The organism is Shewanella sp. UCD-KL21 (assembly GCF_001957135.1).
Classification (GTDB): Bacteria; Pseudomonadota; Gammaproteobacteria; order Enterobacterales; family Shewanellaceae; genus Shewanella.
Genome location: NZ_MPHK01000001.1, coordinates 115,612 through 140,191, shown reverse-complemented (window position 1 = coordinate 140,191; position 24,580 = coordinate 115,612). Strand labels below are relative to the sequence as shown.

The 24,580-nt window shown below is 41.6% G+C and carries 23 protein-coding genes; 11 read left to right on the top strand and 12 right to left on the bottom strand.

The window, feature by feature from the left end:
• Nucleotides 1–58 precede the first annotated feature (58 nt).
• Both BM739_RS00615 and BM739_RS00610 read right to left on the bottom strand, forming a co-directional pair.
• Nucleotides 59–2,011, bottom strand: a complete 1,953-nt coding sequence (locus BM739_RS00615) for a monovalent cation:proton antiporter-2 (CPA2) family protein (protein ID WP_083698025.1) — start codon at nucleotides 2,009–2,011, stop codon at nucleotides 59–61.
• Nucleotides 2,012–2,058: 47 nt separating this feature from the next.
• The gene (locus tag BM739_RS00610; protein ID WP_076536748.1) at nucleotides 2,059–2,826 is read right to left on the bottom strand and encodes a Nif3-like dinuclear metal center hexameric protein; all 768 of its coding nucleotides are present in this window, start codon (nucleotides 2,824–2,826) and stop codon (nucleotides 2,059–2,061) included.
• 196 nt (nucleotides 2,827–3,022) lie between these two features.
• Here BM739_RS00610 and BM739_RS00605 point away from each other — a divergent pair, with 196 nt between their 5' ends.
• Complete coding sequence (locus BM739_RS00605; RefSeq protein WP_076536259.1) at nucleotides 3,023–3,385, top strand: hypothetical protein; 363 nt, start codon at nucleotides 3,023–3,025, stop codon at nucleotides 3,383–3,385.
• A gap of 68 nt (nucleotides 3,386–3,453) precedes the next feature.
• Here the strand turns inward: BM739_RS00605 and BM739_RS00600 are convergent, their stop codons facing one another.
• Entirely contained in the window at nucleotides 3,454–3,936 is a 483-nt protein-coding gene (locus BM739_RS00600; RefSeq protein ID WP_076536257.1) for a glycine zipper 2TM domain-containing protein, read from the bottom strand.
• A gap of 53 nt (nucleotides 3,937–3,989) precedes the next feature.
• Here BM739_RS00600 and aat point away from each other — a divergent pair, with 53 nt between their 5' ends.
• From aat to infA, 3 genes are all read left to right on the top strand, one after another.
• On the top strand, nucleotides 3,990–4,697 hold the full coding sequence (gene aat / locus BM739_RS00595; RefSeq protein WP_076536255.1) for a leucyl/phenylalanyl-tRNA--protein transferase: 708 nt from the start codon (nucleotides 3,990–3,992) through the stop codon (nucleotides 4,695–4,697).
• Nucleotides 4,657–5,400, top strand: a complete 744-nt coding sequence (locus BM739_RS00590) for an arginyltransferase (protein ID WP_076536253.1) — start codon at nucleotides 4,657–4,659, stop codon at nucleotides 5,398–5,400. The genes aat and BM739_RS00590 overlap by 41 nt, the downstream gene beginning before the upstream one ends.
• 84 nt (nucleotides 5,401–5,484) lie before the next feature.
• Nucleotides 5,485–5,703, top strand: coding sequence for a translation initiation factor IF-1 (gene infA, locus BM739_RS00585; RefSeq protein WP_011496276.1), 219 nt, complete (start codon nucleotides 5,485–5,487; stop codon nucleotides 5,701–5,703).
• A 181-nt stretch (nucleotides 5,704–5,884) separates the two neighbouring features.
• Here infA and clpA read toward each other — a convergent pair whose 3' ends face one another.
• Both clpA and clpS read right to left on the bottom strand, forming a co-directional pair.
• The gene (gene clpA / locus BM739_RS00580; RefSeq protein WP_076536251.1) at nucleotides 5,885–8,143 is read right to left on the bottom strand and encodes an ATP-dependent Clp protease ATP-binding subunit ClpA; all 2,259 of its coding nucleotides are present in this window, start codon (nucleotides 8,141–8,143) and stop codon (nucleotides 5,885–5,887) included.
• A gap of 58 nt (nucleotides 8,144–8,201) precedes the next feature.
• The gene (clpS, locus tag BM739_RS00575; RefSeq protein ID WP_076536249.1) at nucleotides 8,202–8,510 is read right to left on the bottom strand and encodes an ATP-dependent Clp protease adapter ClpS; all 309 of its coding nucleotides are present in this window, start codon (nucleotides 8,508–8,510) and stop codon (nucleotides 8,202–8,204) included.
• A 193-nt stretch (nucleotides 8,511–8,703) separates the two neighbouring features.
• Here clpS and cspD point away from each other — a divergent pair, with 193 nt between their 5' ends.
• Nucleotides 8,704–8,910: a cold shock domain-containing protein CspD gene (gene cspD / locus BM739_RS00570; protein WP_055024439.1), complete on the top strand. Its 207-nt coding sequence runs from the start codon at nucleotides 8,704–8,706 to the stop codon at nucleotides 8,908–8,910.
• 361 nt (nucleotides 8,911–9,271) lie between these two features.
• On the opposite strand, the gene BM739_RS00565 is transcribed toward cspD, so the two are convergent.
• Nucleotides 9,272–11,497 (bottom strand): NADP-dependent isocitrate dehydrogenase, encoded by a 2,226-nt coding sequence (locus BM739_RS00565; RefSeq protein ID WP_076536247.1) that lies wholly within the window; start codon nucleotides 11,495–11,497, stop codon nucleotides 9,272–9,274.
• Nucleotides 11,498–11,778: 281 nt separating this feature from the next.
• Between BM739_RS00565 and BM739_RS00560 the strand changes: the two genes are divergently transcribed.
• From BM739_RS00560 to BM739_RS00535, 6 genes are all read left to right on the top strand, one after another.
• The gene (locus BM739_RS00560; protein ID WP_083698024.1) at nucleotides 11,779–12,432 is read left to right on the top strand and encodes an rRNA large subunit pseudouridine synthase E; all 654 of its coding nucleotides are present in this window, start codon (nucleotides 11,779–11,781) and stop codon (nucleotides 12,430–12,432) included.
• 60 nt (nucleotides 12,433–12,492) lie between these two features.
• Complete coding sequence (locus BM739_RS00555; RefSeq protein ID WP_139326794.1) at nucleotides 12,493–12,969, top strand: NUDIX hydrolase; 477 nt, start codon at nucleotides 12,493–12,495, stop codon at nucleotides 12,967–12,969.
• Nucleotides 12,970–13,089: 120 nt separating this feature from the next.
• Nucleotides 13,090–14,208 carry a tRNA 2-thiouridine(34) synthase MnmA gene (mnmA, locus tag BM739_RS00550; protein ID WP_076536243.1) on the top strand — a complete coding sequence of 373 codons (1,119 nt, stop codon included), beginning with the start codon at nucleotides 13,090–13,092 and terminating at the stop codon, nucleotides 14,206–14,208.
• 3 nt (nucleotides 14,209–14,211) lie between these two features.
• Complete coding sequence (gene hflD, locus BM739_RS00545) at nucleotides 14,212–14,832, top strand: high frequency lysogenization protein HflD (protein ID WP_076536241.1); 621 nt, start codon at nucleotides 14,212–14,214, stop codon at nucleotides 14,830–14,832.
• Between the two features lie 55 nt (nucleotides 14,833–14,887).
• Nucleotides 14,888–16,258, top strand: coding sequence for an adenylosuccinate lyase (gene purB / locus BM739_RS00540; RefSeq protein WP_076536239.1), 1,371 nt, complete (start codon nucleotides 14,888–14,890; stop codon nucleotides 16,256–16,258).
• A gap of 80 nt (nucleotides 16,259–16,338) precedes the next feature.
• Nucleotides 16,339–17,469, top strand: a complete 1,131-nt coding sequence (locus tag BM739_RS00535) for a cupin domain-containing protein (RefSeq protein WP_076536237.1) — start codon at nucleotides 16,339–16,341, stop codon at nucleotides 17,467–17,469.
• Nucleotides 17,470–17,563: 94 nt separating this feature from the next.
• Here the strand turns inward: BM739_RS00535 and lpxM are convergent, their stop codons facing one another.
• The 6 genes from lpxM to BM739_RS00505 form a co-directional block, all read right to left on the bottom strand.
• The gene (lpxM, locus tag BM739_RS00530; RefSeq protein ID WP_076536235.1) at nucleotides 17,564–18,499 is read right to left on the bottom strand and encodes a lauroyl-Kdo(2)-lipid IV(A) myristoyltransferase; all 936 of its coding nucleotides are present in this window, start codon (nucleotides 18,497–18,499) and stop codon (nucleotides 17,564–17,566) included.
• 178 nt (nucleotides 18,500–18,677) lie between these two features.
• Nucleotides 18,678–18,977 (bottom strand): integration host factor subunit alpha, encoded by a 300-nt coding sequence (gene ihfA / locus BM739_RS00525; RefSeq protein WP_076536233.1) that lies wholly within the window; start codon nucleotides 18,975–18,977, stop codon nucleotides 18,678–18,680.
• A gap of 4 nt (nucleotides 18,978–18,981) precedes the next feature.
• On the bottom strand, nucleotides 18,982–21,369 hold the full coding sequence (pheT, locus tag BM739_RS00520; protein ID WP_076536232.1) for a phenylalanine--tRNA ligase subunit beta: 2,388 nt from the start codon (nucleotides 21,367–21,369) through the stop codon (nucleotides 18,982–18,984).
• Nucleotides 21,370–21,384: 15 nt separating this feature from the next.
• Nucleotides 21,385–22,368, bottom strand: coding sequence for a phenylalanine--tRNA ligase subunit alpha (gene pheS, locus BM739_RS00515; RefSeq protein WP_076536230.1), 984 nt, complete (start codon nucleotides 22,366–22,368; stop codon nucleotides 21,385–21,387).
• Nucleotides 22,369–22,865: 497 nt separating this feature from the next.
• A complete protein-coding gene (locus tag BM739_RS00510) occupies nucleotides 22,866–23,777 on the bottom strand; it encodes an NAD(P)-dependent oxidoreductase (protein WP_303046079.1) in 912 nt (303 codons plus the stop codon).
• 99 nt (nucleotides 23,778–23,876) lie between these two features.
• Nucleotides 23,877–24,362 carry an acyl-CoA thioesterase gene (locus tag BM739_RS00505; protein ID WP_076536226.1) on the bottom strand — a complete coding sequence of 162 codons (486 nt, stop codon included), beginning with the start codon at nucleotides 24,360–24,362 and terminating at the stop codon, nucleotides 23,877–23,879.
• Between the last annotated feature and the right edge of the window lie 218 nt (nucleotides 24,363–24,580).

Genomic DNA, 24,580 nt, shown 5'->3' with positions numbered 1-24,580 from the left:
AAGGCCATCGAAAGATGGCCTTTTTTATGGTGCAAGCACTATGATTTTAGCCTGTGTTTTAGACTGGATTTTGACTTGAGTTTTGACTTGAATCTTGACTTGGATTTTGGCAATCATCAGGGCTGTCACAAGGCGCTTCTTTGGCAAAGTTACGGCTATTATAAGCCTCGGTATCTGCTTCAATGGCTTGCTTCATTCGCTCTTCGTACAGCATAAACAGACTGATAAAATCATTGCCATAGCGTTCACCTTCAGGTCGCTTCAACCATTCTTTATATAAGGCATCTGCCGCTTCTTTTTCAACTCTTTGATATGTTAGCTTTTGCTGACTGACTAATTCATCAGAAAACCCCATTGCTCGCATCGACGCTGCGCCAACTTTCAGGGCGGAGTGGAAGGTTTCTGACTCGACAAAATCTGCGCCAGCTTCTCGCAATAAGTGCCCATGACCACGGTCAAAAGCACGACTGATGACTTTAAGCTGTGGGTATTTATGTTTAAGGTACTTAACCAACTCAATACTGCTTTGCTGATCATCAATGGCGACGACAAAGGCGGCAGCGTTGGCAACACCTGCGGTTTCTAATAAATCAGCCCTAGTGGCATCACCATAAAAGGCTTTGGTTTTAATTTTTCTCAATGTATCCACTTGGGATGCCTGACGGTCTAGTACTACCGTTTTCACTCCGTTAGATAATAATAATCGATTAACTATTTGACCAAAGCGGCCAATACCAGCAATGATCACCACACCTTGCTCATCAACCGTATCTTGTTCCCTCTCGTTTGAGTTCATTTCATATTTGGGCACAATAATTTTTTCATAGAAGATGAATAAGCCAGGGGTCAAAAACATCGACAAGGCAACCACAATAGATAATGGCTGGGCGATATGAATGGGTAATACATCATTTTGTTGGCTAAAGCTTAATAACACAAAACCGAATTCACCCGCTTGAGCAAGACTTAGGGTAAACAGCCACCTATCACTTCCCGTAATTCGGAATATAAAAGACAACATAAATAACACCAATGCCTTTAACAACATCACTCCAAAAGTAATGGCTAAAATGGGCCCTAGATATTGCCATAAGATGTCAAAATCAATCCCTGCACCCACGGTAATGAAAAATAGCCCCAGTAATAAACCTTTAAACGGCGCAATATTCGCCTCAAGTTCATGCTTAAACTCACTATTAGCCAATACCACACCGGCTAAAAATGTGCCTAAAGCAGGTGAAACCTCAACCAAACTCATTAATGCCGCAATACCAATAACTAACAATAATGCTGCAGCAGTTGAAATCTCTCTGACACCAGAATCTGCAACAAATTTAAAAATGGGTCGAGTTAAATAATGGCCGCCAAAAATAACAAAAGCGATTGAGAGCACTAAAACGATGGCATACACACCACTGGAGAGTTCTGCCACTAACGATAGCGATTCATTATGGGCCGCAGCCTCAGACACCGCGGCTTGTGTCACTGCGACTAATTCAGGTAACGCTAGCAATGGGATTAACGCCAGCATGGGGATCACGGCGATATCTTGAAACAGAAGCACTGAGAATGCATTTCGACCGGCAGGCGTTTTTGTTAAGCCTTTCTCATCAAAGGTCTGCAATACAATTGCAGTTGAAGACAATGAAAAAATCAAACCTATGGTTAATGCAATTGACCATTGAATATCAAATAACATCGCAATGGCCATCACACCGCCCACTGACAAGCCAACCTGTAAGCCGCCCATGCCAATAAGACGATGCCGCATGGACCACAGCATTTTAGGCTCTAACTCTAAGCCCACCAGAAATAACATCATCACCACACCAAATTCAGCAAAGTGCTGAATGGTGCTGGTTTCACTGCCAACAAGGCCGATAACGGGACCAATGACCAGTCCGGCAATTAAATAGCCAAGCACTGAGCCAAGCCCTAAACGCTGAGCCAATGGTACAGCGATAACTGCAGCTGATAAATATATAAACGCTTGTAAAAAATACTCAGTCATCCATTTATTCCTTATCTGCAGTTACTTTTGCGCTCAGGTGACAAACATTACACAGGGTTCACAATATCAATATAGTGATGGGTTAAACCAAATTCATTGGCTAAATGTTCACCTAACGCTTTTATGCCAAATTGCTCTGTTGCATGATGACCGGCAGCAAAGTAATGGATCCCTTGCTCCATCGCGCAATGAAAGGTCCTTTCTGACACTTCACCACTGATAAAGGCGTCAACGTTCAAGCCTGCAGCATGATCAATATAATCCTGCGCACCGCCTGTACACCAAGCAATCGATGAAATAGCTTCAGTCCCGTCACCAATGTGTAATGGCGCTCGATTAAGCTTCTCAGTTAATAATGCGTTAACTTGTGCAATAGTTAATGGCTGAGGAAATTTCCCCTGCCACAGTAAATTTTGCGGTATATCGGTACACACCTTTACATCGATAATGCCTAACTTGTTGGCAAGTTCTGCGTTATTGCCAAGGCTTTGATGTGCATCTAAAGGTAAATGATAGCCGAATAAATTCATATCGTGAGCCATTAGCGCCTTTATTCGATTGTATTTCATGCCGGTAATGACTTCGGGCTCATTTTTCCAAAAAAAACCATGATGCACTAAAATCGCGTCTGCATTTAATGCAGCTGCTTGATCGATTAATGCTTGGCAAGCGGTAACACCAGTCACAATCGTGCTGATGTGCTCAGTGCCCTGCACCTGTAGCCCATTGGGAGCGTAATCTTTAAACTGACTCACATTTAGAAAATCATTGAGATATTTAGATAATTGTTGGCGAGATACAGACGTTAATGACATAAAACTAACCCTAAATTTATTGATAGTAATAGTGTAACGCAGACCAATACTTATTGAAAAACCCTTGTTAAGATTGGCTAATAGCTGAGCGATTTTTGCATAAATTGGACTTTTAAGTGCATTAAACATTAAAATTAGCCCACGGGATGTTGAACACATTAAATAAACTATTCAATAAATAAAAATAGGTCTCAAAATGTCAAACTTGACAAAAGAAGCGCTTATCGCTGAATTAACCGCTGCTCTTGAAAATCAAACTGGTAAAGCTGTTGAAATTGAACAGAAAGGCAGTTGGTACAAAATTGATGGCGGCAAGTCGATACGCTTTAGCGAACTTGAGAAAATGCACCTTGAAGCCACACAAGGTCAAACCGCTGTTGCGCCTGTAGCAGACAAGCCGGTTAAAGCAGTTGTCGCAAAAAAAGCAGTTGCTAAAAAGCCTGCTGTTAAAGTTGCAAGTAAACCAGCAGCGTCAACTTCTGGTGGTAAAACGCCAAAAGAATTATGGCGTGAAAAATTAGCTGCGGCAGGTAAAAGTACCTTACCTCGCGGTTTCTAGTTTCAGGTGCGTTTACACAATAAAAAAGGAGCTTAGGCTCCTTTTTTATTGGCAAATCACATCCAGACTTACATGGCTAAATCAACTCTGACATAGCCTTCTAGGTATACCACCCGCACTTCGTCACCTGCGTTAAATGTCATGCCAGGATCTTGATCTTGAATCACCATCACTTGGCTACCATCATCAAGGTTTATCATCATTTCAATGAGTTTGTATTCTAAGGTTCTGGTCGTGTTTCCATACTGATTCGCTGCAGCGCCGCCCACTAACGCACCAAGCACAGTTGCAATATCTTGGCCTGAGCCACCACCAAATTGATGGCCAATAACGCCGCCTACCAAGGCGCCGCCAAATGTTTTCCAGCCAACATTTCTATCTTCCACCAACTGGGTTTGAGTGACATGTTTAATTGATTCAACTTGGCCGTAGACAACCTTTTCTACTGGCACAGCTTGATTTCGGTCGTAGGCCGCACTTGCTGGCGCTGAGGTTAAGATAAACAAAATCGCACTAAAAAGTGCTCGAGAACAGTTTGTGAGTTTCAACATAAGCAAAATTCCGCTAACGTATGCATAAGGTCTACTCATTAATATACTGAATTGTGAACTCACTGTCCTATTTAAATAAACTGCCTTTGTTTCCTGATCCACAACAAGCATTGTCAGATCCCAATGGTTTACTGGCTGTGGGCGGTGATTTAAGCCCGCAACGCCTTGTGGAAGCCTACTATCAAGGCATATTCCCATGGTTTAATGAACACGACCCTATCTTATGGTGGTCACCGGACCCTAGAGCCATTTTTATCCCCAAGCGCCATGCAGTAAATAAAAGTATGTTGAAGCTGCTCAAAAAAAGTCCATGGCGCTTTAGTATTAATAAAGCTTTCACTGAGGTTATCCATGCTTGCTCACAACCCCGACTCACGCAGCAAGGCACTTGGATCTCATCTGACATACAGCAAGCCTATATACAGCTGCATAAACTGGGAAAAGCACATTCTATTGAAGTTTGGGATAATAACGAGCTTGTCGGCGGCTTATACGGCATTGCAGTGGGAAGCGTGTTTTGTGGCGAGTCAATGTTTCATCGTCAATCTAATGCCTCAAAAGCGGCGTTTGCTATGCTCAACCAGCATTTATACGACAAGGGGTTTAAACTCATTGATGCACAAATTATGAACCCTCACCTAGCCAATTTAGGCGCCGTAGACGTTCCCAGAAAAGCATTTTTAGCTCAACTAAAGCAATTACGAAATCAAGTTATTAACGATGATACTTGGTTACCACAAGAGGTCTATTTTGAGTTCTAGAAGCATTAGCGTTGGCCTAACCCAGCCGTTTGATTGTAATTATATTGCAGGTTTACAAGAGCAATTACTTGTTATTCAAGAGTCTGAACTTGACGCAAACTTATTCGAACAATTGTTAGGAATGGGTTTTAGACGTAATGGTAGTTCAATTTACAAACCCAGATGCCCTAGCTGTCAGGCTTGTCAGTCCATTCGAGTGGATGTTGGCCAGTTTAAGGTATCCAAAAGACAAAAAAGAACCTTAAAGAATAATCAAGATTTAAGCTGGAAAGTCACGCACGAGCGTACGGCGGCACATTATCAATTATATGAAAAATATATTATTGGTCGCCATTTTGATGGTCCTATGTATCCTCCCTCTGAAAGTCAGTTTAACGACTTTCTGGCTTGCCAGTGGCTACCTGATACCTTTATTGAAGTTTATGACCAACAAAAGCTCATTGGCGTTGCTGTAACCGATATGATGTCGCATTCAATGTCAGCAATTTACAGTTATTTTGACCCCGATTATGCAAAACGTTCTTTAGGGTCATATATGATTTTATTGCAATGCCAGCTCGCGCAGCAAAAACATAAGCAATTTCTTTATTTAGGCTATCAAATTGATGAAAATCGTAAAATGAATTACAAGCGTTTATATCGTCCTTATCAAATCTTAACAGCTCAAGGATGGCAACATATTGAAAAAGAACCTATGCTTTAGTGTTTCAAGCCTTTACAGCACGCGCTTTTTACGGCATGATACGGCGAATTTTTTTATATTTGAAGGCATAAAGGTAACCAATTAATGGCGAAAGAAGACAACATTGAAATGCAGGGCACTATCCTTGAGACCTTGCCAAATACAATGTTCCGCGTAGAACTTGAAAATGGTCATGTAGTGATAGCACACATTTCTGGCAAGATGCGCAAAAACTACATCCGTATTTTAACGGGTGATAAAGTCACTGTTCAGTTGACTCCTTACGATTTAAGTAAAGGTCGTATCGTCTTCCGCGCACGTTAATCCTGCCTCATATATTAAAAACCCGGCTTTAATGTCGGGTTTTTTATTTGCTAGCTATCCTGGCAAATACTAAGAATTAGCAGTAATTTTTAGTAATAGTAATTAGGCGATTAACGTCAAGAAAAAATGGCTATCTGAAAACAGATAGCCATTTTTATTTGAGCAAAATTATTGAAAAGGTTTACAAGACTTTCTCTTCACATTCGCAACTGATCACCAGCTCATTATCTTTGACATCCACTTTTGCAATCCCACCAGCTTCAAGCTTGCCAAATAAGATTTCATCAGCCAATGGTCGTTTGATTAACTCAGTTACGACACGGCTCATCGGGCGAGCCCCCATATTTTTATCGTAGCCCTTTTCAGCCAATAAAGTGCGCGCTTCATCAGTGACCTCGAGGGTGACACGCTTCTCATCTAACTGCGCTTGCAGTTCAATAAGGAACTTATCGACGACCTTGGCAATAATGGTCATATCAAGATGATTAAACCAAATAATCGAATCTAAACGATTTCGAAACTCTGGTGAAAACACTTTATTGATTTCTGACATCGCATTGAGGCTGTTGTCTTGTTGCTTAAAGCCAATTGAAGAACGGATAGACTCTTGAACGCCAGCATTGGTGGTCATCACCAAGGTCACATTTCTAAAGTCTGCCTTACGACCGTTATTATCGGTTAAGGTGCCATGATCCATAACTTGCAACAGCAAATTATAAATATCAGGATGCGCTTTTTCGATTTCATCTAACAGCACCACACAATGCGGATTTTTAATTACAGCATCGGTAAGTAAACCGCCTTGCTCGTAGCCAACATAACCGGGTGGTGAACCTATTAAACGTGAAACCGTATGCCTTTCGGTATACTCAGACATATCAAAACGGATAAGCTTCATGTTTAAACACGATGCTAACTGATTGGTCACCTCGGTTTTACCCACCCCAGTAGGGCCGGCAAATAAGAAACTGCCCACAGGCTTTTTCTCAGCACCTAACCCGCTTCGAGATAAACGTATGGCAGAGCTAAGGCCCTCAATGGCTTTGTCTTGACCAAATACCAACATCTTAAGGTTACGTTCAAGGTTCTTAAGTAAATCTTTGTCAGTGGACGATACGGACTTCTCCGGTATGCGGGCGATTTTGGCAATAATGGCTTCAATTTCTGGCTGTCCGATGGTTTTTTTACGTTTGCTGGCTGGCAGCATAACCATTCTAGCACCCGCCTCATCAATCACATCAATGGCTTTGTCAGGCAAGTGACGGTCATTAATGTGCTTCGCTGACAAGCTGGCCGCTGAACTGATCGCAGCCTGAGTGTAACGAACGCCGTGATGTTGTTCGTATTTTGATTTCAGTCCCAACAAAATCTTGGTGGTTTCAGCCACCGAAGGTTCATTAATATCAATTTTTTGGAAACGACGGGCTAAAGCCCTGTCTTTCTCAAAAATACTTTGGTATTCCTGGAATGTGGTTGAGCCCATACATCGAAGTGAGCCGTTGGATAACAAAGGTTTTAACAGATTTGAGGCATCCATTACCCCTCCTGAAGCTGCACCTGCACCAATGATGGTATGAATTTCATCAATAAATAAAATCGCATGTTCATTTTTGGCCAGCTCTTTTAATAGCCCTTTAAAGCGTTTTTCAAAATCACCACGGTATTTAGTGCCCGCGAGTAATGAGCCTAAGTCTAACGAATACACAGTAGCATCTTTGATAACATCAGGTACTTGCTCATTAACGATACGGTAGGCTAAACCTTCAGCAATGGCTGTTTTACCCACACCAGCCTCACCGACCAATAATGGGTTATTTTTACGACGACGACATAAGGTTTGAATCGCTCGTTCAACTTCATCATCACGGCCAATGAGTGGGTCTATGACCCCATCTTTAGATAATTGATTTAAGTCTGTAGCAAATTGAGCCAATAAACTTCTATCTTCACCGGCTTCAGTGCCTTCTTCGCTGGCTTCTGGGTTATTTATCTCTTCGTCACTATCGTCTTTTGGTAAACCGTGGGAGATATAGTTAACCACATCTAAACGCGTTATTTCGCAGCGTCGCAGTAAATATACAGCCTGAGACTCTTGCTCACTAAAAATAGCAACTAAGACATTGGCACCTGTGACTTCATTACGACCTGATGACTGCACATGAAATACTGCACGCTGAAGCACACGTTGAAAGCCTAAGGTAGGCTGAGTTTCACGTTCTTCTGTGGTGTCAGCGATTAATGGGGTTGTTTGTTGGATGAAGTTAGATACTTCCTCGTGTAAACGAGACAGATCTGCACCACAGGCTAATAGTGCTTCTTTAGCCGATGGGTTATTAATTAATGCTAATAATAAATGTTCTACTGTCATATATTCATGACGTGAATCTCGAGCTTGTTGAAAAGCGAGATTCAAGGTGACTTCAAGATCTTTGTTTAGCATAGCACCCCCTAAAAATACTCAAATACTGCAGAGTTACCGGTTGTGAACAGCAAGTTCACTATGCGGCTTCTAATGTACACAGCAACGGATGTTCGTTTTCTCTGGCAAATTGATTTACTTGTAAGACTTTGGTTTCAGCGATCCCAAATGAAAAAACACCACATATTCCTTTACCTTGGTGATGGATAGCCAACATGATGTCTGTGGCTTGCTGTTCATCCTTGTTAAAAAAGCGTTGAAGCACTTCAATAACAAAATCCATCGGTGTGTAATCATCGTTATTTAACATGACCTTATACATTGAAGGTGGTTGTAGCTCCGATTCAACACGCTCTTTAGTGTGCTCTACGCTGCCTAATCTACCCATGTGTTAATACTAGCCTCTAGTTTGGTACAAGACCAATTGATATTATTAAATTAATTAAATGTTGTCATTTTGTTAATTTTTACTTGACATCTTTTCGTACAAATTTCATTCTGTTTGCAGGCGGCACATGTAGACCGCTCTTAATAAGTTTTACTATCTTACTGGTAAGTAGGCAACAGAAGGAAGTGGAAGTATGGCAAGCGGAACTGTTAAATGGTTCAACAACGCCAAAGGATTCGGGTTTATATGCCCAGATCAGGGTGGCGAAGATGTTTTTGCACATTATTCAACTATTGAAATGGAAGGCTACAGAACGCTAAAAGCGGGTCAGCCTGTCGATTTCGAAACTGAGCAGGGCCCAAAGGGCATGCATGCTTCAGCCATTTCACCAACAAAATAGTCGGTGAAACTATAAATCAAAAAGGCAGAGATTTTAATCTCTGCCTTTTTTATTGGGCAAATAAAAAGTAAATATTAAACTGTTTGCCCAAAAAAACACCTAATCGTAAATAAAACTGAGGTTCAATTCATCTTAACTCAAGCAACTTCAACCTCCGGCGTTAACAAATTTGCTGACAGAGGCTAAATCTCACTGAGCCTAGTTTCAGTATTCAAGCCTTGAAAGCTTATCCCATTAACTGAGTGCGATTAAAATCAGTCAAACTAGCTATGCCGGCAAACAGACACAAAAAAGCAGAGAGCGAGCCCTCTGCTTTTTACGGCATCAATTTTATGGCTTCAATTTAGCCACAAATAAACGATTAATGTGTAATAAATTGATTTAGTAATGCACTTGGACGCATAGCAGCTTCAGCTTTTGCTGCGTCTAAACGATAGTAACCGCCTAAATCAACAGCAGGGCCTTGTGATGCATTCAATTCCGCCACAATTGCCGCTTCGTTAGATGTTAGCGACTCAGCAAGTTCAGTAAACTGTGCAGCTAATTCCGCATCAGCAGTTTGTACTGATACAGCCTGAGCCCAATACATGGCTAAATAAAAGTGGCTACCACGGTTATCAAGCTCACCAACACGACGTGAAGGTGATTTATTGCTATCAAGGAATTGGCCGATAGCGATATCTAATGTATCCGCTAGCACCTGTGCTTTAGGGTTATTTGCCGTTTGGCTTAAATGCTCTAAAGACGCCGCTAATGCCAAAAACTCACCTAATGAATCCCAACGTAAGTGCCCTTCTTTTTCAACTTGCTGAACATGCTTAGGTGCACTACCACCCGCGCCTGTTTCAAATAAGCCGCCGCCATTCATTAACGGCACAATTGACAGCATTTTAGCACTGGTGCCTAATTCAAGAATTGGGAAGAGATCCGTTAGGTAATCACGTAATACGTTACCCGTTACAGAAATGGTATCTAAACCTTGTTTAACACGATCAAGTGTCACTCGAGTTGCTTCAACTGGCGCAAGGATTTGTATATCTAAGCCGTCAGTATCATGATCTTGAAGATAGGTTTCAACCTTAGCAATAAGTTGAGCATCATGAGCACGCTTGCTGTCTAACCAGAAAATCGCTGGTGTGTTACTTAAACGAGAGCGTCGAACAGCTAACTTAACCCAGTCGCGGATCGGTGCGTCTTTCACTTGGCACATTCTGAAAATGTCACCAACTTCAACATTATGCGTCATCAACACCTTGCCAGCACTGTTCACAACGTTAACAACACCCGCTTGTGCAATTTCAAATGTTTTATCATGACTGCCGTACTCTTCGGCTTTTTGAGCCATCAAACCCACGTTTGGTACACTGCCCATTGTAGTTGGGTTAAATGCGCCATTGGTTTTACAAAATGCAATTGTTTCTTGGTAAACACCGGCATAACAACGATCAGGGATCATTGCTTTGGTGTCTTTAAGTTGGCCATCAGGGCCCCACATTTTACCTGAAGAACGAATCGCTGCAGGCATAGATGCATCAATAATAATATCACTTGGTACGTGTAAGTTAGTGATGCCTTTATCTGAATCAACCATCGCTAATGCTGGACGTTTGGCGTAAACCGCAGCAATGTCAGCCTCGATTTCTGTGCGCTGGGCTTCTGGTAATGTGGCAATTTTTGCATAGACATCACCAAAACCATTGTTAACATCAACGCCTAATTCATCAAACAGCACTTGGTGCTTATCAAAAACGTCTTTGAAAAATACTTTTACAGCATGACCAAATAAAATAGGGTCTGATACTTTCATCATTGTTGCTTTAAGGTGCAATGATAATAGTACATCTTTGGATTTAGCCGCTTCAATTTCGCGCTCGTAAAAGGCAACTAAAGCTTTGTTGCTCATTACTGCGGTATCAATCACTTCACCGGCTAATAAAGATAGACCCGTTTTCAACGCTACTTTTTGGCCATCAGCTTGGGTTAGCACGATATCAACAGTATCAGCATCAGTCAGGGTGACTGATTGCTCACTACCGTAAAAATCACCTTCATTCATATGGGCAACGTGTGATGCTGAATCACTTGCCCATTTACCCATTGAATGCGGGTTTTTCTTAGCATAATTTTTAACTGAGGTTGGCGCGCGGCGATCGGAGTTACCTTCACGTAATACCGGGTTTACAGCACTGCCTTTAATCTTGTCATAACGTGACTGAGATTCACGCTCTGCGTCAGTAGATGGCTCATCTGGGTAGTTAGGAATATCGTAACCTTTCGCTTGAAGTTCAGCGATACAGGCTTTTAACTGTGGAATTGACGCACTGATGTTAGGTAACTTGATGATATTAGCTTCAGGCGTGTTCGCCATTAGCCCTAACTCAGTGAGTGCATCAGAAATTTTTTGCTCTGCGGTTAACTTTTCAGGAAAGTTGGCAATAATACGGCCAGATAAAGATATATCTCTAGTCTCGACTTTTACACCAGCGGCATTGGTAAATGTGCGGATGATAGGGAGTAATGAAAGCGTAGCTAATGCGGGGGCTTCATCAGTTTCTGTATAAATGATCGTTGGAGAATTATCTTTCATGCTTTTTCCTACATTATTGAAATAAATAGTTTTTATAAATTATTATTGTAATAAGTATCTACCTAAAAAGACCCTTAATCTATTGTTAAGGTGAAATTTTGCGGCACAAATCCATATGAAATTTGAAAAATAAATAGTGGCTGCTTGTTTTAAAAAACGGGTACAGATCACATTTTTAGGCCAACATCATAGACCATTATGTGCAAGATTCAAATTCCACTAAGGCCCAATGCCGAGTAAACTATACAAAATGAATCAATTTCATCATTAAAGGCTTTTATATGTCAGTCAATGGCAAACCAAAACGTTTCAGTAATAAATTTGCATCTCCAACATCCACTCGCCCAATGAAAAAAGGCTTCAAACGCACGCTAGCTAAGCCCGTATCCGATCCCGTCATTGTGTTGTTTAACAAGCCATTTGATGTTTTATGTCAATTTACCGATGAATCTGGTCGCCAAACCTTAAAAGATTTTATTCCAGTAAAAGACGTTTATGCTGCAGGACGTTTAGATAGAGACAGTGAAGGCTTATTACTACTGACTAATGACGGTAAGCTGCAGGCGAAGCTGACCCAGCCAAAAAAGAAAACCTTTAAAACCTATTGGGCGCAAGTTGAAGGTGAGCCAGATGCTGCGTCAATAAAAGCACTCTGCCAAGGGGTTGAGCTAAAAGATGGCATGACCTTGCCCGCAAAAGTAAAAGTAATCGATGAACCTGCAATTTGGGAGAGAACCCCGCCAGTGCGCGAGCGAAAGTCTATTCCAACAACCTGGTTAGAAATTCAAATTTGTGAAGGCAGAAACCGACAAGTGAGACGCATGACAGCGCATATCGGCCACCCTACTTTAAGATTAATTCGCTATAAAATAGGTCAATGGAGTTTAGATGACATTAATTGTGGTGAATATAAAGTCCACAAACAAGAAAGTTAATCTGTCACTCTAGGGCAATAGGCAATAGGCAATAGGCAATAGGCAATAGGATAAGTCATGGTGAAACCACGTTATAAACCCAATACCACTGTTGCTTGTGTTATCCATTGTGATAATAAATTTTTACTAGTTGAAGAAATTATTGACGGTGAAGTGCGCTTTAACCAACCTGCTGGGCATTTAGAAGCCAATGAAACCATCATTGATGCCTGTTTACGTGAAGTAAAAGAAGAAACCGGATTAAATATTACGATTTCGGCACTGGTTTGCATCTACCAATTTAGTGCATCAGACACATTGTCCTTCATGCGATTTACTTTTTGCGCACAAGTAAACAAATGCGCTGAATGCACCCCAATAGACCCTACTATTAGTGGCTGCCATTGGTTAACTCTAGAACAGGTAAAAGCCCGTCAAAATCAACTTCGCAGCCCATTAGTGCTCAAATCTATCGAAGACTATTTACATAAACCCCACAGCCCATTATCACTGATTAATAGTGAACTGCAGATCATAGCCGCAACCAATAATGCATGATAGAATATGCGCCGCACATTTTGGAGATTTATAGGTTCATTTGTCAGCGCACTTGAAATGCACTAACGGCGACCACATTATGATCTCTAACTACCCAAACACTCATGGTTTCTAGGTTTTATGACATTAAGTACTCCCAATCCAAATGGTAAAAAAGTCATCGTTGGCATGTCCGGCGGTGTAGATTCTTCTGTTTCTGCTTATTTGCTTATGCAGCAAGGCTACGAAGTTGAAGGATTGTTCATGAAGAACTGGGAAGAAGATGATACCGATGAGTATTGTGCGGCTTCTGAAGACTTAAAAGATGCCCAGTCCGTCTGTGATAAATTAGGCATTAAACTTCATACAGTTAACTTTGCCGCAGAGTATTGGGACAATGTATTCGAGTATTTCTTAGCGGAATATAAAGCAGGTCGTACCCCAAATCCCGATATCATCTGTAACAAAGAAATCAAATTCAAAGCATTTTTAGAGTTCGCTGACGAAATTCTTGATGCTGACTATATTGCTATGGGCCACTACGTTCGCCGTTATGACAGTGCTGACGGAACTCAAATGTTACGTGGTGTTGATGGCAATAAAGATCAAAGCTATTTCCTCTATACCCTTAGTCATGAGCAAGTGGCTAAAAGTTTATTCCCTGTGGGCGAATTAGAAAAACACCAGGTTCGTGATATCGCCAAAGAAATGGGCTTAATCACCCATGATAAAAAAGACAGCACTGGCATCTGCTTTATCGGTGAGCGCAAGTTTACTGACTTTTTAGCAACCTACTTACCTGCTCAGCCTGGTGATATTGAAACCGCTGATGAAGGTGAAGTCATTGGTACCCACCAAGGTTTGATGTACCACACACTAGGCCAGCGTAAAGGTCTGGGTATTGGTGGCTTGAAAAACAGTAACGATGATCCTTGGTATGTGGTTGATAAAGATTTAACCCGCAATGTGCTCGTTGTGGCCCAAGGTGGTAAGCATCCAAGGTTAATGTCTACTGGCATGTTGGTGAATCAATTACATTGGGTTGACCGTAAAGGCCCAAGCGCGCCAGCAAAAATCACCGTTAAAACCCGTTATCGCCAACAAGATGTGCACTGCACTGTAACTTATGACGATGACAGCAACTTAAGGGTTATTTTTGATGAACCCGTTGCTGCGGTAACGCCGGGGCAATCTGCAGTATTTTATGATGGTGAAGTCTGCCTTGGCGGCGGAATCATTGATTGTTTAATTAGAGGATAGTCTGTGAGCCAAGTCTTATTTGAACGCACTATGGCGTTTGCCGGAATATTACAAGCTATTGCTCAAGTACAACATATTGCTCGTCATGGTGATTCAGATGAAAGCGCACTTGCTGCAAGTCTGAACACCATCATGGTCACAGATCCTGATTCTATTAGTGATATCTATACCGATAAGCAAGCACTCAATAAAGGTTATCAGTTGATTGAAAATCAATTGGGTGATGGTAATAGCAAGGATGTGGAAACCACCCGCTACCTTGTCGGTATGTTAGCACTGGAGCGCAAACTGGCTCGCTCAGCAAATGGCTTAGGCATGTTAGCCGAACGCATCAACCAAGTGCATCGACAACTACACCATTTTGCCATTACTGATGAACAAATCATCGCCAGTCTTGCCAGTATTTACAGTGATACCATCAGTGAACTGGGACCTAAATTGCAAATTTCTGGCAATCCAGCTTATTTGCAACAACCGCAAGTACAACAAAAAATTCGTGCTTTATTGCTAGCAGCTATGCGCAGTGCCGTTTTATGGCGACAACTGGGTGGCAAACGCCGTCACTTAGTTTTTGCCCGTAAAGCCATTGTGGATACCGCTATCAGTAGCCGTAAAAATAATTAACGATTCACCCTACAAATATTCCAACTTACAATAAAAGTTCATCAAGGAGCTTCAAATGGATCTTTCTGCACTGACAGCTATCTCTCCGATAGACGGTCGTTACGGTAGCAAAACCACCTCTCTACGAGGTATTTTCAGCGAATTCGGTTTAACCAAGTACCGCGTTCAAGTTGAAATTAACTGGTTAAAACTACTTTCTAGTTGCCCAGAGATTGAAGAAGTTCCGCCATTTAGTGAAGACGCATTAGCGTTACTAGATAGCATCAAGGATAACTTCAGTGAAGAAGACGCTTTGCGCGTTAAAACAATTGAAAGAACCACTAACCATGACGTTAAAGCGGTTGAGTACTTCATCAAAGAACAAATTGCTGACAATGCCGAATTAGTCGCCATTGACGAGTTCGTGCATTTTGCTTGTACTTCTGAAGATATTAATAACTTATCTCACGCATTAATGCTTAAAGAAGCACGTGAATTAGTATTAGCGCCTCAGTGTCTAGAAATTGTTAATGCGCTTAAGCAATTAGCAAGAGACAACAAATCAGTACCATTGATGTCACGTACACATGGTCAACCGGCTTCGCCTTCTACGCTGGGTAAAGAAATGGCTAACGTAGCCGTTCGTTTAGAACGCCAACTAGACCAAATGAATGCGGTAGAAATCATGGGTAAAATCAATGGCGCTGTAGGTAACTACAATGCTCACCTTTCTGCTTACCCAGAAGTTAACTGGCATGAGCTGTCACAACGCTTTGTGACAAGTTTAGGTATTAACTGGAACGCATACACCACTCAAATTGAGCCACATGATTACATCGCTGAGTTATTTGATGCTATTGCCCGTTTCAACACCATCTTAATCGATTTCGATCGTGACATTTGGGGCTACATTGCACTAGGTCACTTCAAGCAACGCACTATCGCTGGCGAGATTGGTTCATCAACCATGCCGCACAAAGTTAACCCAATTGATTTTGAAAACTCTGAAGGTAACTTAGGTATTGCTAACGCGTTAATGCAGCATTTAGCCGCAAAGCTTCCGGTATCAAGATGGCAGCGTGACTTAACTGACTCAACAGTGCTACGTAACTTAGGTGTTGGTATGGCGCATTCATTAATTGCTTATCAAGCAACAATGAAAGGCATCAGCAAGCTTGAAGTGAATGAAGCAAACCTTCGCGCAGAGTTAGATAAAAACTGGGAAGTATTAGCAGAGCCAGTACAAACAGTGATGCGTCGCTACGGCATTGAAAAGCCATACGAGAAATTAAAAGAGTTAACCCGTGGTAAGCGTATCGACGGCGATCAACTTGCAGTCTTTATCGATGGTCTAGAGTTACCTGATAACGTTAAAGCTGAACTTAAAACAATGACGCCAGCCAACTACATTGGTCGTGCTGAAGCATTTGTTGACGAGTTAAAATAATCTTCCACTCAATAACAACTATTGATTGTTGAATAAGGATAGGCGGCAGCTCCATAAGGATTGCCGCCTTTTTTAATACTATGTATACATTAAATTTTGATACTGCTGAGTTCATCAGTAAATATTGGCAACAAAAACCTATAGTCATCAAAAATGCCTTTAACGCATTTGAAGACCCAATATCAGCTGATGAACTTGCCGGCCTTGCCATGGAAGAAGATATCGCTTCTCGTATCGTTAAAACTGAAACCGATGGCTGGAAGGTGATTCAAGGTCCATTTGAGGACTATGACGAACATGGCGATGACAAATGGCAGCTACTTGTACAAGCAGTAAACCATTGGTATCCGGAGTCTCAACCACTGGTTGAAGCATTCAGATTTTTACCTGATTGGCGTTTTGATGACTTAATGGTGTCGTTTGCTACCCCACAAGGTGGCATCGGGCCACATATTGATAATTATGATGTGTTCTTGATCCAAGGCGAAGGTGAACGCCGCTGGAAAGTGGGCAACAATGGTGAACATCAATGCCGTGGTGGCGATGTAACAAGCCCATTAGTCGATGACTTTGAACCTATTATTGATGTGGTGCTCAGCAAAGGCGATATGTTATATATTCCCCCTGGTTACCCTCATTGCGGCGAAACCTTAAGTATAGCAATGAGTTATTCTATTGGTTTTAGAGCGCCGAGCCAGCAAGAGTTATTAACTGAACTGGCTGACTCGCTTATTGATAACAGTGCTGGCCAACAAAGATTTACCTCTAGCGAAGAAGCTGCAAGCCATGGACTCGTCAGTCAAACACAGCAGCAAGGGATCATGGATTTACTGGCTCAATTAGCAACGGATCCTGCCCAATACCAAACTATGCTAGGTAAGTTACTCAGTCAAAATCGTTTTGAACTCGATATCAATCCATTTGAAGCGCCAATTACAATAACAGATGTTATGGAAGCCATTGAAGATGGCGCTAACATGCAACGTATTGGCGGCTTAAAGGTATTAAGCCTAGAGGCTGATACCCAAGCGCAGTTGTATATCAATGGTGAAGTGGTTTGCGCCGCAGGGATTGAACAAGACATCATCGCCGAGATCGCCAATAATCACCTACTCACTCAATCGCAGCTTCAAAACTGGCTCAATGATCAGCAAGTCATGACGGTATTAACCCAGCTTATCAATCAAGGTTGGTATTACTTTTCAGAGTAACCGTTAATTAAAGTGACATCTTAGCGCCACACTAATTTTCCTTAAACCCAAAAAGCACTCATCGAGTGCTTTTTGGGTTTATTAGTTATTCAAATTAATAGATTTTTGCTTGCCCTTCTGGACGCGTTTTCAAAAACTTCAAAAACCACATATATTGCTCAGGGTAAGCTTGAATAACTTGCTCAACCATTTTATTCAAAGCAATGGCTTCGTTTTCCTTACCTTGCATATCTTCAGGCTTAACTTGCGGCATCACGGTCAACTTAAACTGGTAAGCTACTTTGTCATAACCAATTTTTACCGGTAAAACCTGCGCCTTACCCGCTTGCGCTAATCGCCCTACTACCGGTAAGGTGGCTTTTTCTGTTGCCAGCAATGGAGCAAATACACTTTGTTCTGGGCCTAAATCTTCGTCTGGTAGATAAAAGAAGCTATTATCTTGCTTTAATTCAGTGATTAGCGCGCGTATGCCCGCCTCTCGCATGTAAACGCGGCCATTCTTACTACTGCGTAGTCGATTACTAAACCAATTGAATAAGCCGTTGTTATGAGCTTTGGCCATGGTAACCATAGGCAATTCGATATTTAAACGCAGCCCGGCATAATCAATCGGCCAAACATGGGGCATGATAAAAATAATCGGCTGGCCAGCATCGCGCGCGGCTTGTACATGTTCAAAACCTGTAATACTGACTCGACGCCTTAGATGCGCATCTGAGCGAATTAATAACTCAGCTTGAGATACCAAGGTTAAAACAAACATATCGACGTTGGCTTTAATTAACTCATCCACCTCAGCCGCTGACTTCTCAGGAAAACATGTTTGAATGTTAATACGCGCAATACTGATGGGCTTTTTGGCGTAAGACATCACCAGCTTAGCTAATAGTCGCGCGATAGGATCTCGCAACCAAGCAGGCATGACCCCAAACATAAATAACACCATAATGGCTAGCCATGTACCCCAGTATTTCGGGTGCAATAAAGATAGGGTAAAGCGACGATCGAAATGTTTTGCTTGTCTAGCCAAAAGAAACCTCAAAGATTACATTAACGCAGTGAAACGAAGAGCCTAAGGAATTGGTCATAATAACAATTTATCAGCAAGACCACATCTGAATATTGTAAAATTGCTACTTTGAATCTTGCTTAATTTGTTAAAAACAAAAAAGCCACTCAATGAGTGGCTTTTTTATTAAACAGTGAAATTATTTCTTATCAGCATTTGCTTCTTCTACACGTGTTTTTAGTTTTTGTCCCGGACGGAACGTCACTACACGACGAGCAGAAATTGGAATATCTTCACCAGTTTTTGGGTTCCTTCCCGGTCTTTGGTTTTTATCGCGCAAATCAAAGTTTCCAAAGCCAGATAACTTGACCTGCTCACCACTTTCAAGTGCTTCTCTAATTTCTTCAAAGAAAGACTCAACCATCTCTTTGGCTACACGTTTGTTCATGCCAAGTGTTTCGAAAAGATGTTCTGCCATTTCGGCTTTGGTAAGTGCCATACTTTTAATCCCTCAACAATGCGTTGAACTCGCTCTTAAGTGCCGAGACAACTGAATCAACAGTTTCAGTGATGTCTTTTTCTTCAAGTGTACGAGTAATGTCTTGTAATGTAAGTGCGATTGCAAGGCTCTTTTTGCCAGCGTCAACACCTTTACCCCGGTATACATCGAACAAGTTTAAGCCAACCAACTGATTTTCGCCAACTTTTCTTATCAAATCCATAACATTAGTTGCAGAAACTTCTTCATCTACAACAACTGCAATATCACGTCGATTAGCAGGAAACTTAGATACAGCCTGGGCTAGCGGCAAACTGGCTTGCAGTAAAGCGTCCAGTTCTAACTCAAAAACAATTGTTTTGCCATTAAGGCCAAAAGGCTTCTCCAAACTAGGATGGATAGCACCAATGACACCAATGACTCGATTATTTCTCAATATTTCAGCACATTGCCCTGGATGAAGAGCTGAATGTGTTGCACTTCTAAAAGTAAATTCAGAAGTCGAAACTGTCAAGCCGATAATTGATTCTAAATCGCCTTTTAAATCAAAGAAGTCGACAGTTTTAGATTCCATAGACCAATGTTCATCATTTTGAACACCAGAAATGACTGCACCAATCATCGCTTCTTGTCTAACACCAGAATCTGCTTTGGCATCAGGAACAAAGCGTAAACCGGTTTCAAATAAACGTACACGACCTTGTTGACGGCTTTGGTTATAACCAACAGAAGTTAACAAACCGGTGAACATAGATAAACGCATCGCAGACATTTCAACCGAAATAGGATTCGGTAAAATCATTGCAGGCTCACCTGGATGAACAATGTTTTGTAACTTAGGATCAACAAAGCTATAGGTTACCGCTTCTTGGAAACCGCGAGCCACTAATACACTGCGCACTTTGCTTAATGGAATATTCGCTTCTTTGTGATCTGACATACTTAATGAAGCAACAGGTGCAATATTTGGGATATTGTTATATCCATAAATACGGGCAACTTCTTCAATTAAATCTTCTTCAATGGCCATATCAAAACGGTAAGTGGCCGTAGTCACATTCCAAGCTTCAGCAGTTACCTCAACAGTAAAGCCTAAACGCTCAAGAATTTCTGTTACATCAGTATCAGGAATATGATGACCTAAGATCTTATCTAACTTGCTGCGACGCAAAGTGATTTGTGCCGGCTTTGGTAAATGCGCTTCAGACACAGCTTCAGCAACAGGACCAGCTTCACCACCACAAATATCCAGTACTAAGCGCGTAGCTCGGTCCATCACTTTATGTTGAAGCTCAGGGTCAACACCACGTTCAAAACGGTGTGACGCATCTGTGTGTAAGCCTAAGCGGCGCGATTTACCCATAATGGCTAAAGGCGAAAAGAATGCACACTCTAATAAAATATCTTGGGTCTTTTCAGTTACGCCTGACGCTTCACCGCCAAATACACCCGCTAAGGCAACGGCTGCTTTATCGTCAGCAATCACTAAGGTGTCACTTGGTACTGTTATTTCGTTACCGTCAAGTAATGTAAGCTTTTCAACGCCATCGCTTAAACGCACTTGAATAGCACCATTTAAGGCTGCTAAGTCAAAAGCATGCATTGGCTGACCGTATTCAATCAATACGTAGTTAGTAATATCAACAATAGGATCGATTGAGCGAATACCGCTACGACGTAACTTCTCTTGCATCCATAATGGCGTTGCTGCCGCTAGGTTTACACCCTTAACCACACGGCCTAAATAACGCGGACAAGCATCTGCTGCTATAACGTTAATTTCAACTTTATCATCGATAGTTGCAGTAACCGCATCCCACGTTGGCTCAACAACCGCTTGGCGGTTTAACACACCAACTTCACGCGCTAAACCAGCCATGCCTAAACAGTCTGCACGGTTAGCCGTTAAATCAACATCGATGATGGCGTCGTTTAATTCAAGGTATTCACGAATATCTTTGCCAATTGGCGCATCTGCAGGTAATTCAATAATACCGTCACTTTCGATATCAATACCGATTTCACCGTATGAACACAACATACCAAATGATGGCTGGCCGCGTAGTTTGGCTTTCTTAATTTTAAAATCGCCAGGTAAAACCGCACCCACCATTGCAACCGCAACTTTTAAGCCTAAACGGCAGTTTGGTGCGCCGCAGACGATATCAATTAACTCATCGCCGCCAACATTAATTTTAGTTACACGTAGTTTGTCAGCATCTGGATGCTGACCACACTCAACCACTTCACCTACAACCACACCGCTAAATTCGGCTGCGACAGGGTCAATACCGTCTACTTCAAGACCGGCCATTGTGATTTGGTGTGATAATTCTTCACGACTTACTGATGGGTTAACCCATTCCCGAAGCCAAGATTCACTGAATTTCATCTTTATATTGCTCCGTTATTTGAATTGCTTAAGAAAACGTAAATCGTTTTCAAAGAAGGCACGTAGGTCGTTAACGCCGTAGCGCAGCATAGTTAAACGCTCAACACCCATACCAAAAGCAAAACCAGAGTATTTTTCTGGGTCGATACCGACACTGCGAAGTACATTAGGGTGCACCATGCCGCAACCTAATACTTCAAGCCACTTACCGTTTTTACCCATAACATCAACTTCAGCTGAAGGCTCAGTAAATGGGAAGTAAGATGGACGGAATCGCACTTCTAAATCTTCTTCGAAAAAGTTACGTAAGAAATCATGCAAAATGCCTTTCAGCTCTGCAAAATTAACTTTTTCATCAACCAATAACCCTTCCACTTGGTGGAACATTGGCGTGTGGGTTTGGTCGTAATCGTTACGATAAACACGACCTGGAGAAATGATACGTAAAGGTGGCTTTTCATGCTCCATGGTACGAATTTGTACCCCTGAAGTTTGCGTACGCAACATCACCTTTGGGTTGAAATAAAAGGTGTCATGATCAGCGCGAGCTGGATGATGCTCAGAAATATTCAATGCATCGAAGTTATGAAAGTCATCTTCGATTTCAGGACCATGCTTAGTGGTAAAACCAAGCTCGCCAAAGAAAGTTTCAATACGTTCAATCGTACGTGTTACTGGGTGTAAACCGCCCATTTCAAGCGTACGACCTGGTAAGGTTACATCGATTTTATCTGCGATAAGTTGCGCTTCTAATTCAGCAGCCTTTAAGCCTTCAATACGCTCAGAAAGTTGCTTCTGTACCGCTTGCTTAGCTTGGTTGACTGCTTGTCCAAAGGCAGGTTTCTCTGCTGGACTTAAGCTACCCATCATTTTCATCATGTCAGTGATCTTACCTTTCTTACCAAGGTAGTCGACACGGATATCATCCAGTGTCTTTAGATCACTGGCCTTACCTATTACTTCTAAGGCTTGTTCTACGATCTCTGTTAACTGCTGCATTTTCTCATCCACTGCATTTTTGCATATCAAATGCTATTGGGCGCCTGATTATCAGGCGACATAGTAGTCTAGGCACAAAGTCAACTTTATGCCTAAAGCATGGGGGTAAAACAAAAGCTGGAATTTTACGTTAGCTAAGCTGAATTTACTAGCATTTATTACGATTTTATTGAGCAAAATGCGGCATTTAAATTAAATCGAATTTATATTTTCGATAGCATAATTTAATACAAATTAATGACGTATTAACTTAAGCGCTATTTTATGAGCAACAAATGCTTATAAGCTAATCAATCACCTTGAGTACCAATGAACATTATTACAACGAGTGATAGTTAAGCATTGAATTTTCTGAAAATACCAAGGGCTGATACGATAATAAAAAGCTCACTGGCAATAGTAACTGTCAGTGAGCTTTTATGTTACCAACAGACTAAATTGACAACTTAAACGACAAAATTATGCAATGGCGAATAAAGCATCACCATTAAGAGCGTCTAACGGTTTTTTTCTAATCGCGCTAACAAACTTGACGTATCCCAGCGGTTACCTTTCATGGTTTGTACTTCAGAATAAAATTGATCCACCAAGGCAGTTACCGGTAAGTGGCTTCCATTACGGCGCCCTTCTTCTAAAGCAATCGCTAAATCTTTACGCATCCAGTCAATGGCAAAGCCAAAGTCATACTCACCTTGCCACATGGTTTGATAACGATTTTCCATTTGCCAGCTTTGAGCTGCGCCCTTGCTGATCACTTCAACCACTTTAAAACCATCAAGACCAGCACTTTTAGCAAAGTGTAAGCCTTCAGCAAGCCCTTGCACCACTCCTGCGATACAGATTTGATTGACCATTTTGGTTAGCTGGCCCGCGCCAACCTCACCTAATAATTCTGCGCAGCGACTATAGGCCTCAATTACCGGTTTTACTTGGTTAAAAACGACTTCTTTTCCGCCCATCATCACCGTTAACACGCCATTTTCAGCACCCGCTTGACCACCAGATACTGGTGCATCAAGAAACTCGACGTTTTGTTTTGCTAAAATAGCAGCAAGTTCACGAGCCACATCGGCAGACGCAGTGGTATGATCCACTAATATTGCGCCAGATTTAATACCATGAATCACCCCCTCTTCACCCAATACCACCTGACGAAGATCGTCATCATTACCCACACAGGTAAATACAATGTCTTGCTCCATCGCGGCAAGTGTAGGTGTTAACGCATATTCTGCATTATGTTCTTTTGCCCATTGCTGCGCTTTAGCCGTTGTGCGGTTATATACTGTCACTTGGTGACCTTGTTTAACCAAATGCCCAGCCATTGGGTATCCCATAACGCCTAAGCCAATAAATGCTACCTTAGCCATATCATTCCTTTGTTGTTTATTATTGTGATGTTTTAACAAAAGTAGTTTTGCTTACTCTTTGCTGTAAAGTCTTTTTAGTTTGTTCAAACAATGTTGGCTTCTAAAATACACTGTTGAAATTAGTAACTCATGAACACATTACAATGCCGGTTTTACATGAGCTTCCATTTCAGAGCCAATTTTTTTACGCATATCCATTAATCGTAACGCTGAGTCCCTTAAACGAATATCATCTTCAGTTTGAGGGTTCCACTCAGGCACTGAAGTTGGTTTACCATCATCATCAACGGCAACCATAATCACAATACAGTGAGTCGTAAGGTGACGTTCAGGCTCTTTAGGATCGCCGGCTTTAACTGCTATGCCTAGATGCATTGACGATGTGCCGGTATAAATAACTTTAGCACTCACTTCAACAATATTGCCCACATGAATAGGTTTTACAAAACGAATACCGCCAGCATAAACGGTAATGCAATATTTACCACTCCAACCCGCAGCACCTGCATATGCCGCTAAATCAATCCATTTCATCACCGCGCCACCATGCACTTTGCCACCAAAGTTTACATCTGCTGGTTCGGCTAAAAACCTTAAGGTAATTTCTCTTTCTAATCCGGCCATAACGACTCCTAATTCAGCTAATTAATGCCAGTTTACGATAATTAATCAAAGAAATGAGTAAAAATAATGTCTAAATGAAGATATTTGATGAAAGAGCACTTAATTGTTATTAAATGGCTTAAAAAAGACCTGTAGTGCTATTTAAAAGGCATAAAAAAGCACAACTTTTAAAGTTGTGCTTTATCAAGTTTTAACGATATAAAATTAAACTAAACTAA

What these genes read in the sequence shown, in the direction of transcription:
- BM739_RS00610 (WP_076536748.1), bottom strand. Translation starts at nt 2,826, where the DNA reads ATGTCATTAACGTCTGTATCTCGCCAACAATTATCTAAATATCTCAAT.
- pheT (WP_076536232.1), bottom strand. Translation starts at nt 21,369, where the DNA reads ATGAAATTCAGTGAATCTTGGCTTCGGGAATGGGTTAACCCATCAGTA.
- clpS (WP_076536249.1), bottom strand. Translation starts at nt 8,510, where the DNA reads ATGGGTAGATTAGGCAGCGTAGAGCACACTAAAGAGCGTGTTGAATCG.
- BM739_RS00565 (WP_076536247.1), bottom strand. Translation starts at nt 11,497, where the DNA reads ATGAAAGATAATTCTCCAACGATCATTTATACAGAAACTGATGAAGCC.
- pheS (WP_076536230.1), bottom strand. Translation starts at nt 22,368, where the DNA reads ATGCAGCAGTTAACAGAGATCGTAGAACAAGCCTTAGAAGTAATAGGT.
- mnmA (WP_076536243.1), top strand. Translation starts at nt 13,090, where the DNA reads ATGACATTAAGTACTCCCAATCCAAATGGTAAAAAAGTCATCGTTGGC.
- BM739_RS00560 (WP_083698024.1), top strand. Translation starts at nt 11,779, where the DNA reads ATGTCAGTCAATGGCAAACCAAAACGTTTCAGTAATAAATTTGCATCT.
- cspD (WP_055024439.1), top strand. Translation starts at nt 8,704, where the DNA reads ATGGCAAGCGGAACTGTTAAATGGTTCAACAACGCCAAAGGATTCGGG.
- BM739_RS00605 (WP_076536259.1), top strand. Translation starts at nt 3,023, where the DNA reads ATGTCAAACTTGACAAAAGAAGCGCTTATCGCTGAATTAACCGCTGCT.
- BM739_RS00615 (WP_083698025.1), bottom strand. Translation starts at nt 2,011, where the DNA reads ATGACTGAGTATTTTTTACAAGCGTTTATATATTTATCAGCTGCAGTT.
- BM739_RS00535 (WP_076536237.1), top strand. Translation starts at nt 16,339, where the DNA reads ATGTATACATTAAATTTTGATACTGCTGAGTTCATCAGTAAATATTGG.
- ihfA (WP_076536233.1), bottom strand. Translation starts at nt 18,977, where the DNA reads ATGGCACTTACCAAAGCCGAAATGGCAGAACATCTTTTCGAAACACTT.
- BM739_RS00590 (WP_076536253.1), top strand. Translation starts at nt 4,657, where the DNA reads ATGATACTTGGTTACCACAAGAGGTCTATTTTGAGTTCTAGAAGCATT.
- BM739_RS00600 (WP_076536257.1), bottom strand. Translation starts at nt 3,936, where the DNA reads ATGTTGAAACTCACAAACTGTTCTCGAGCACTTTTTAGTGCGATTTTG.
- infA (WP_011496276.1), top strand. Translation starts at nt 5,485, where the DNA reads ATGGCGAAAGAAGACAACATTGAAATGCAGGGCACTATCCTTGAGACC.
- BM739_RS00505 (WP_076536226.1), bottom strand. Translation starts at nt 24,362, where the DNA reads ATGGCCGGATTAGAAAGAGAAATTACCTTAAGGTTTTTAGCCGAACCA.
- purB (WP_076536239.1), top strand. Translation starts at nt 14,888, where the DNA reads ATGGATCTTTCTGCACTGACAGCTATCTCTCCGATAGACGGTCGTTAC.
- clpA (WP_076536251.1), bottom strand. Translation starts at nt 8,143, where the DNA reads ATGCTAAACAAAGATCTTGAAGTCACCTTGAATCTCGCTTTTCAACAA.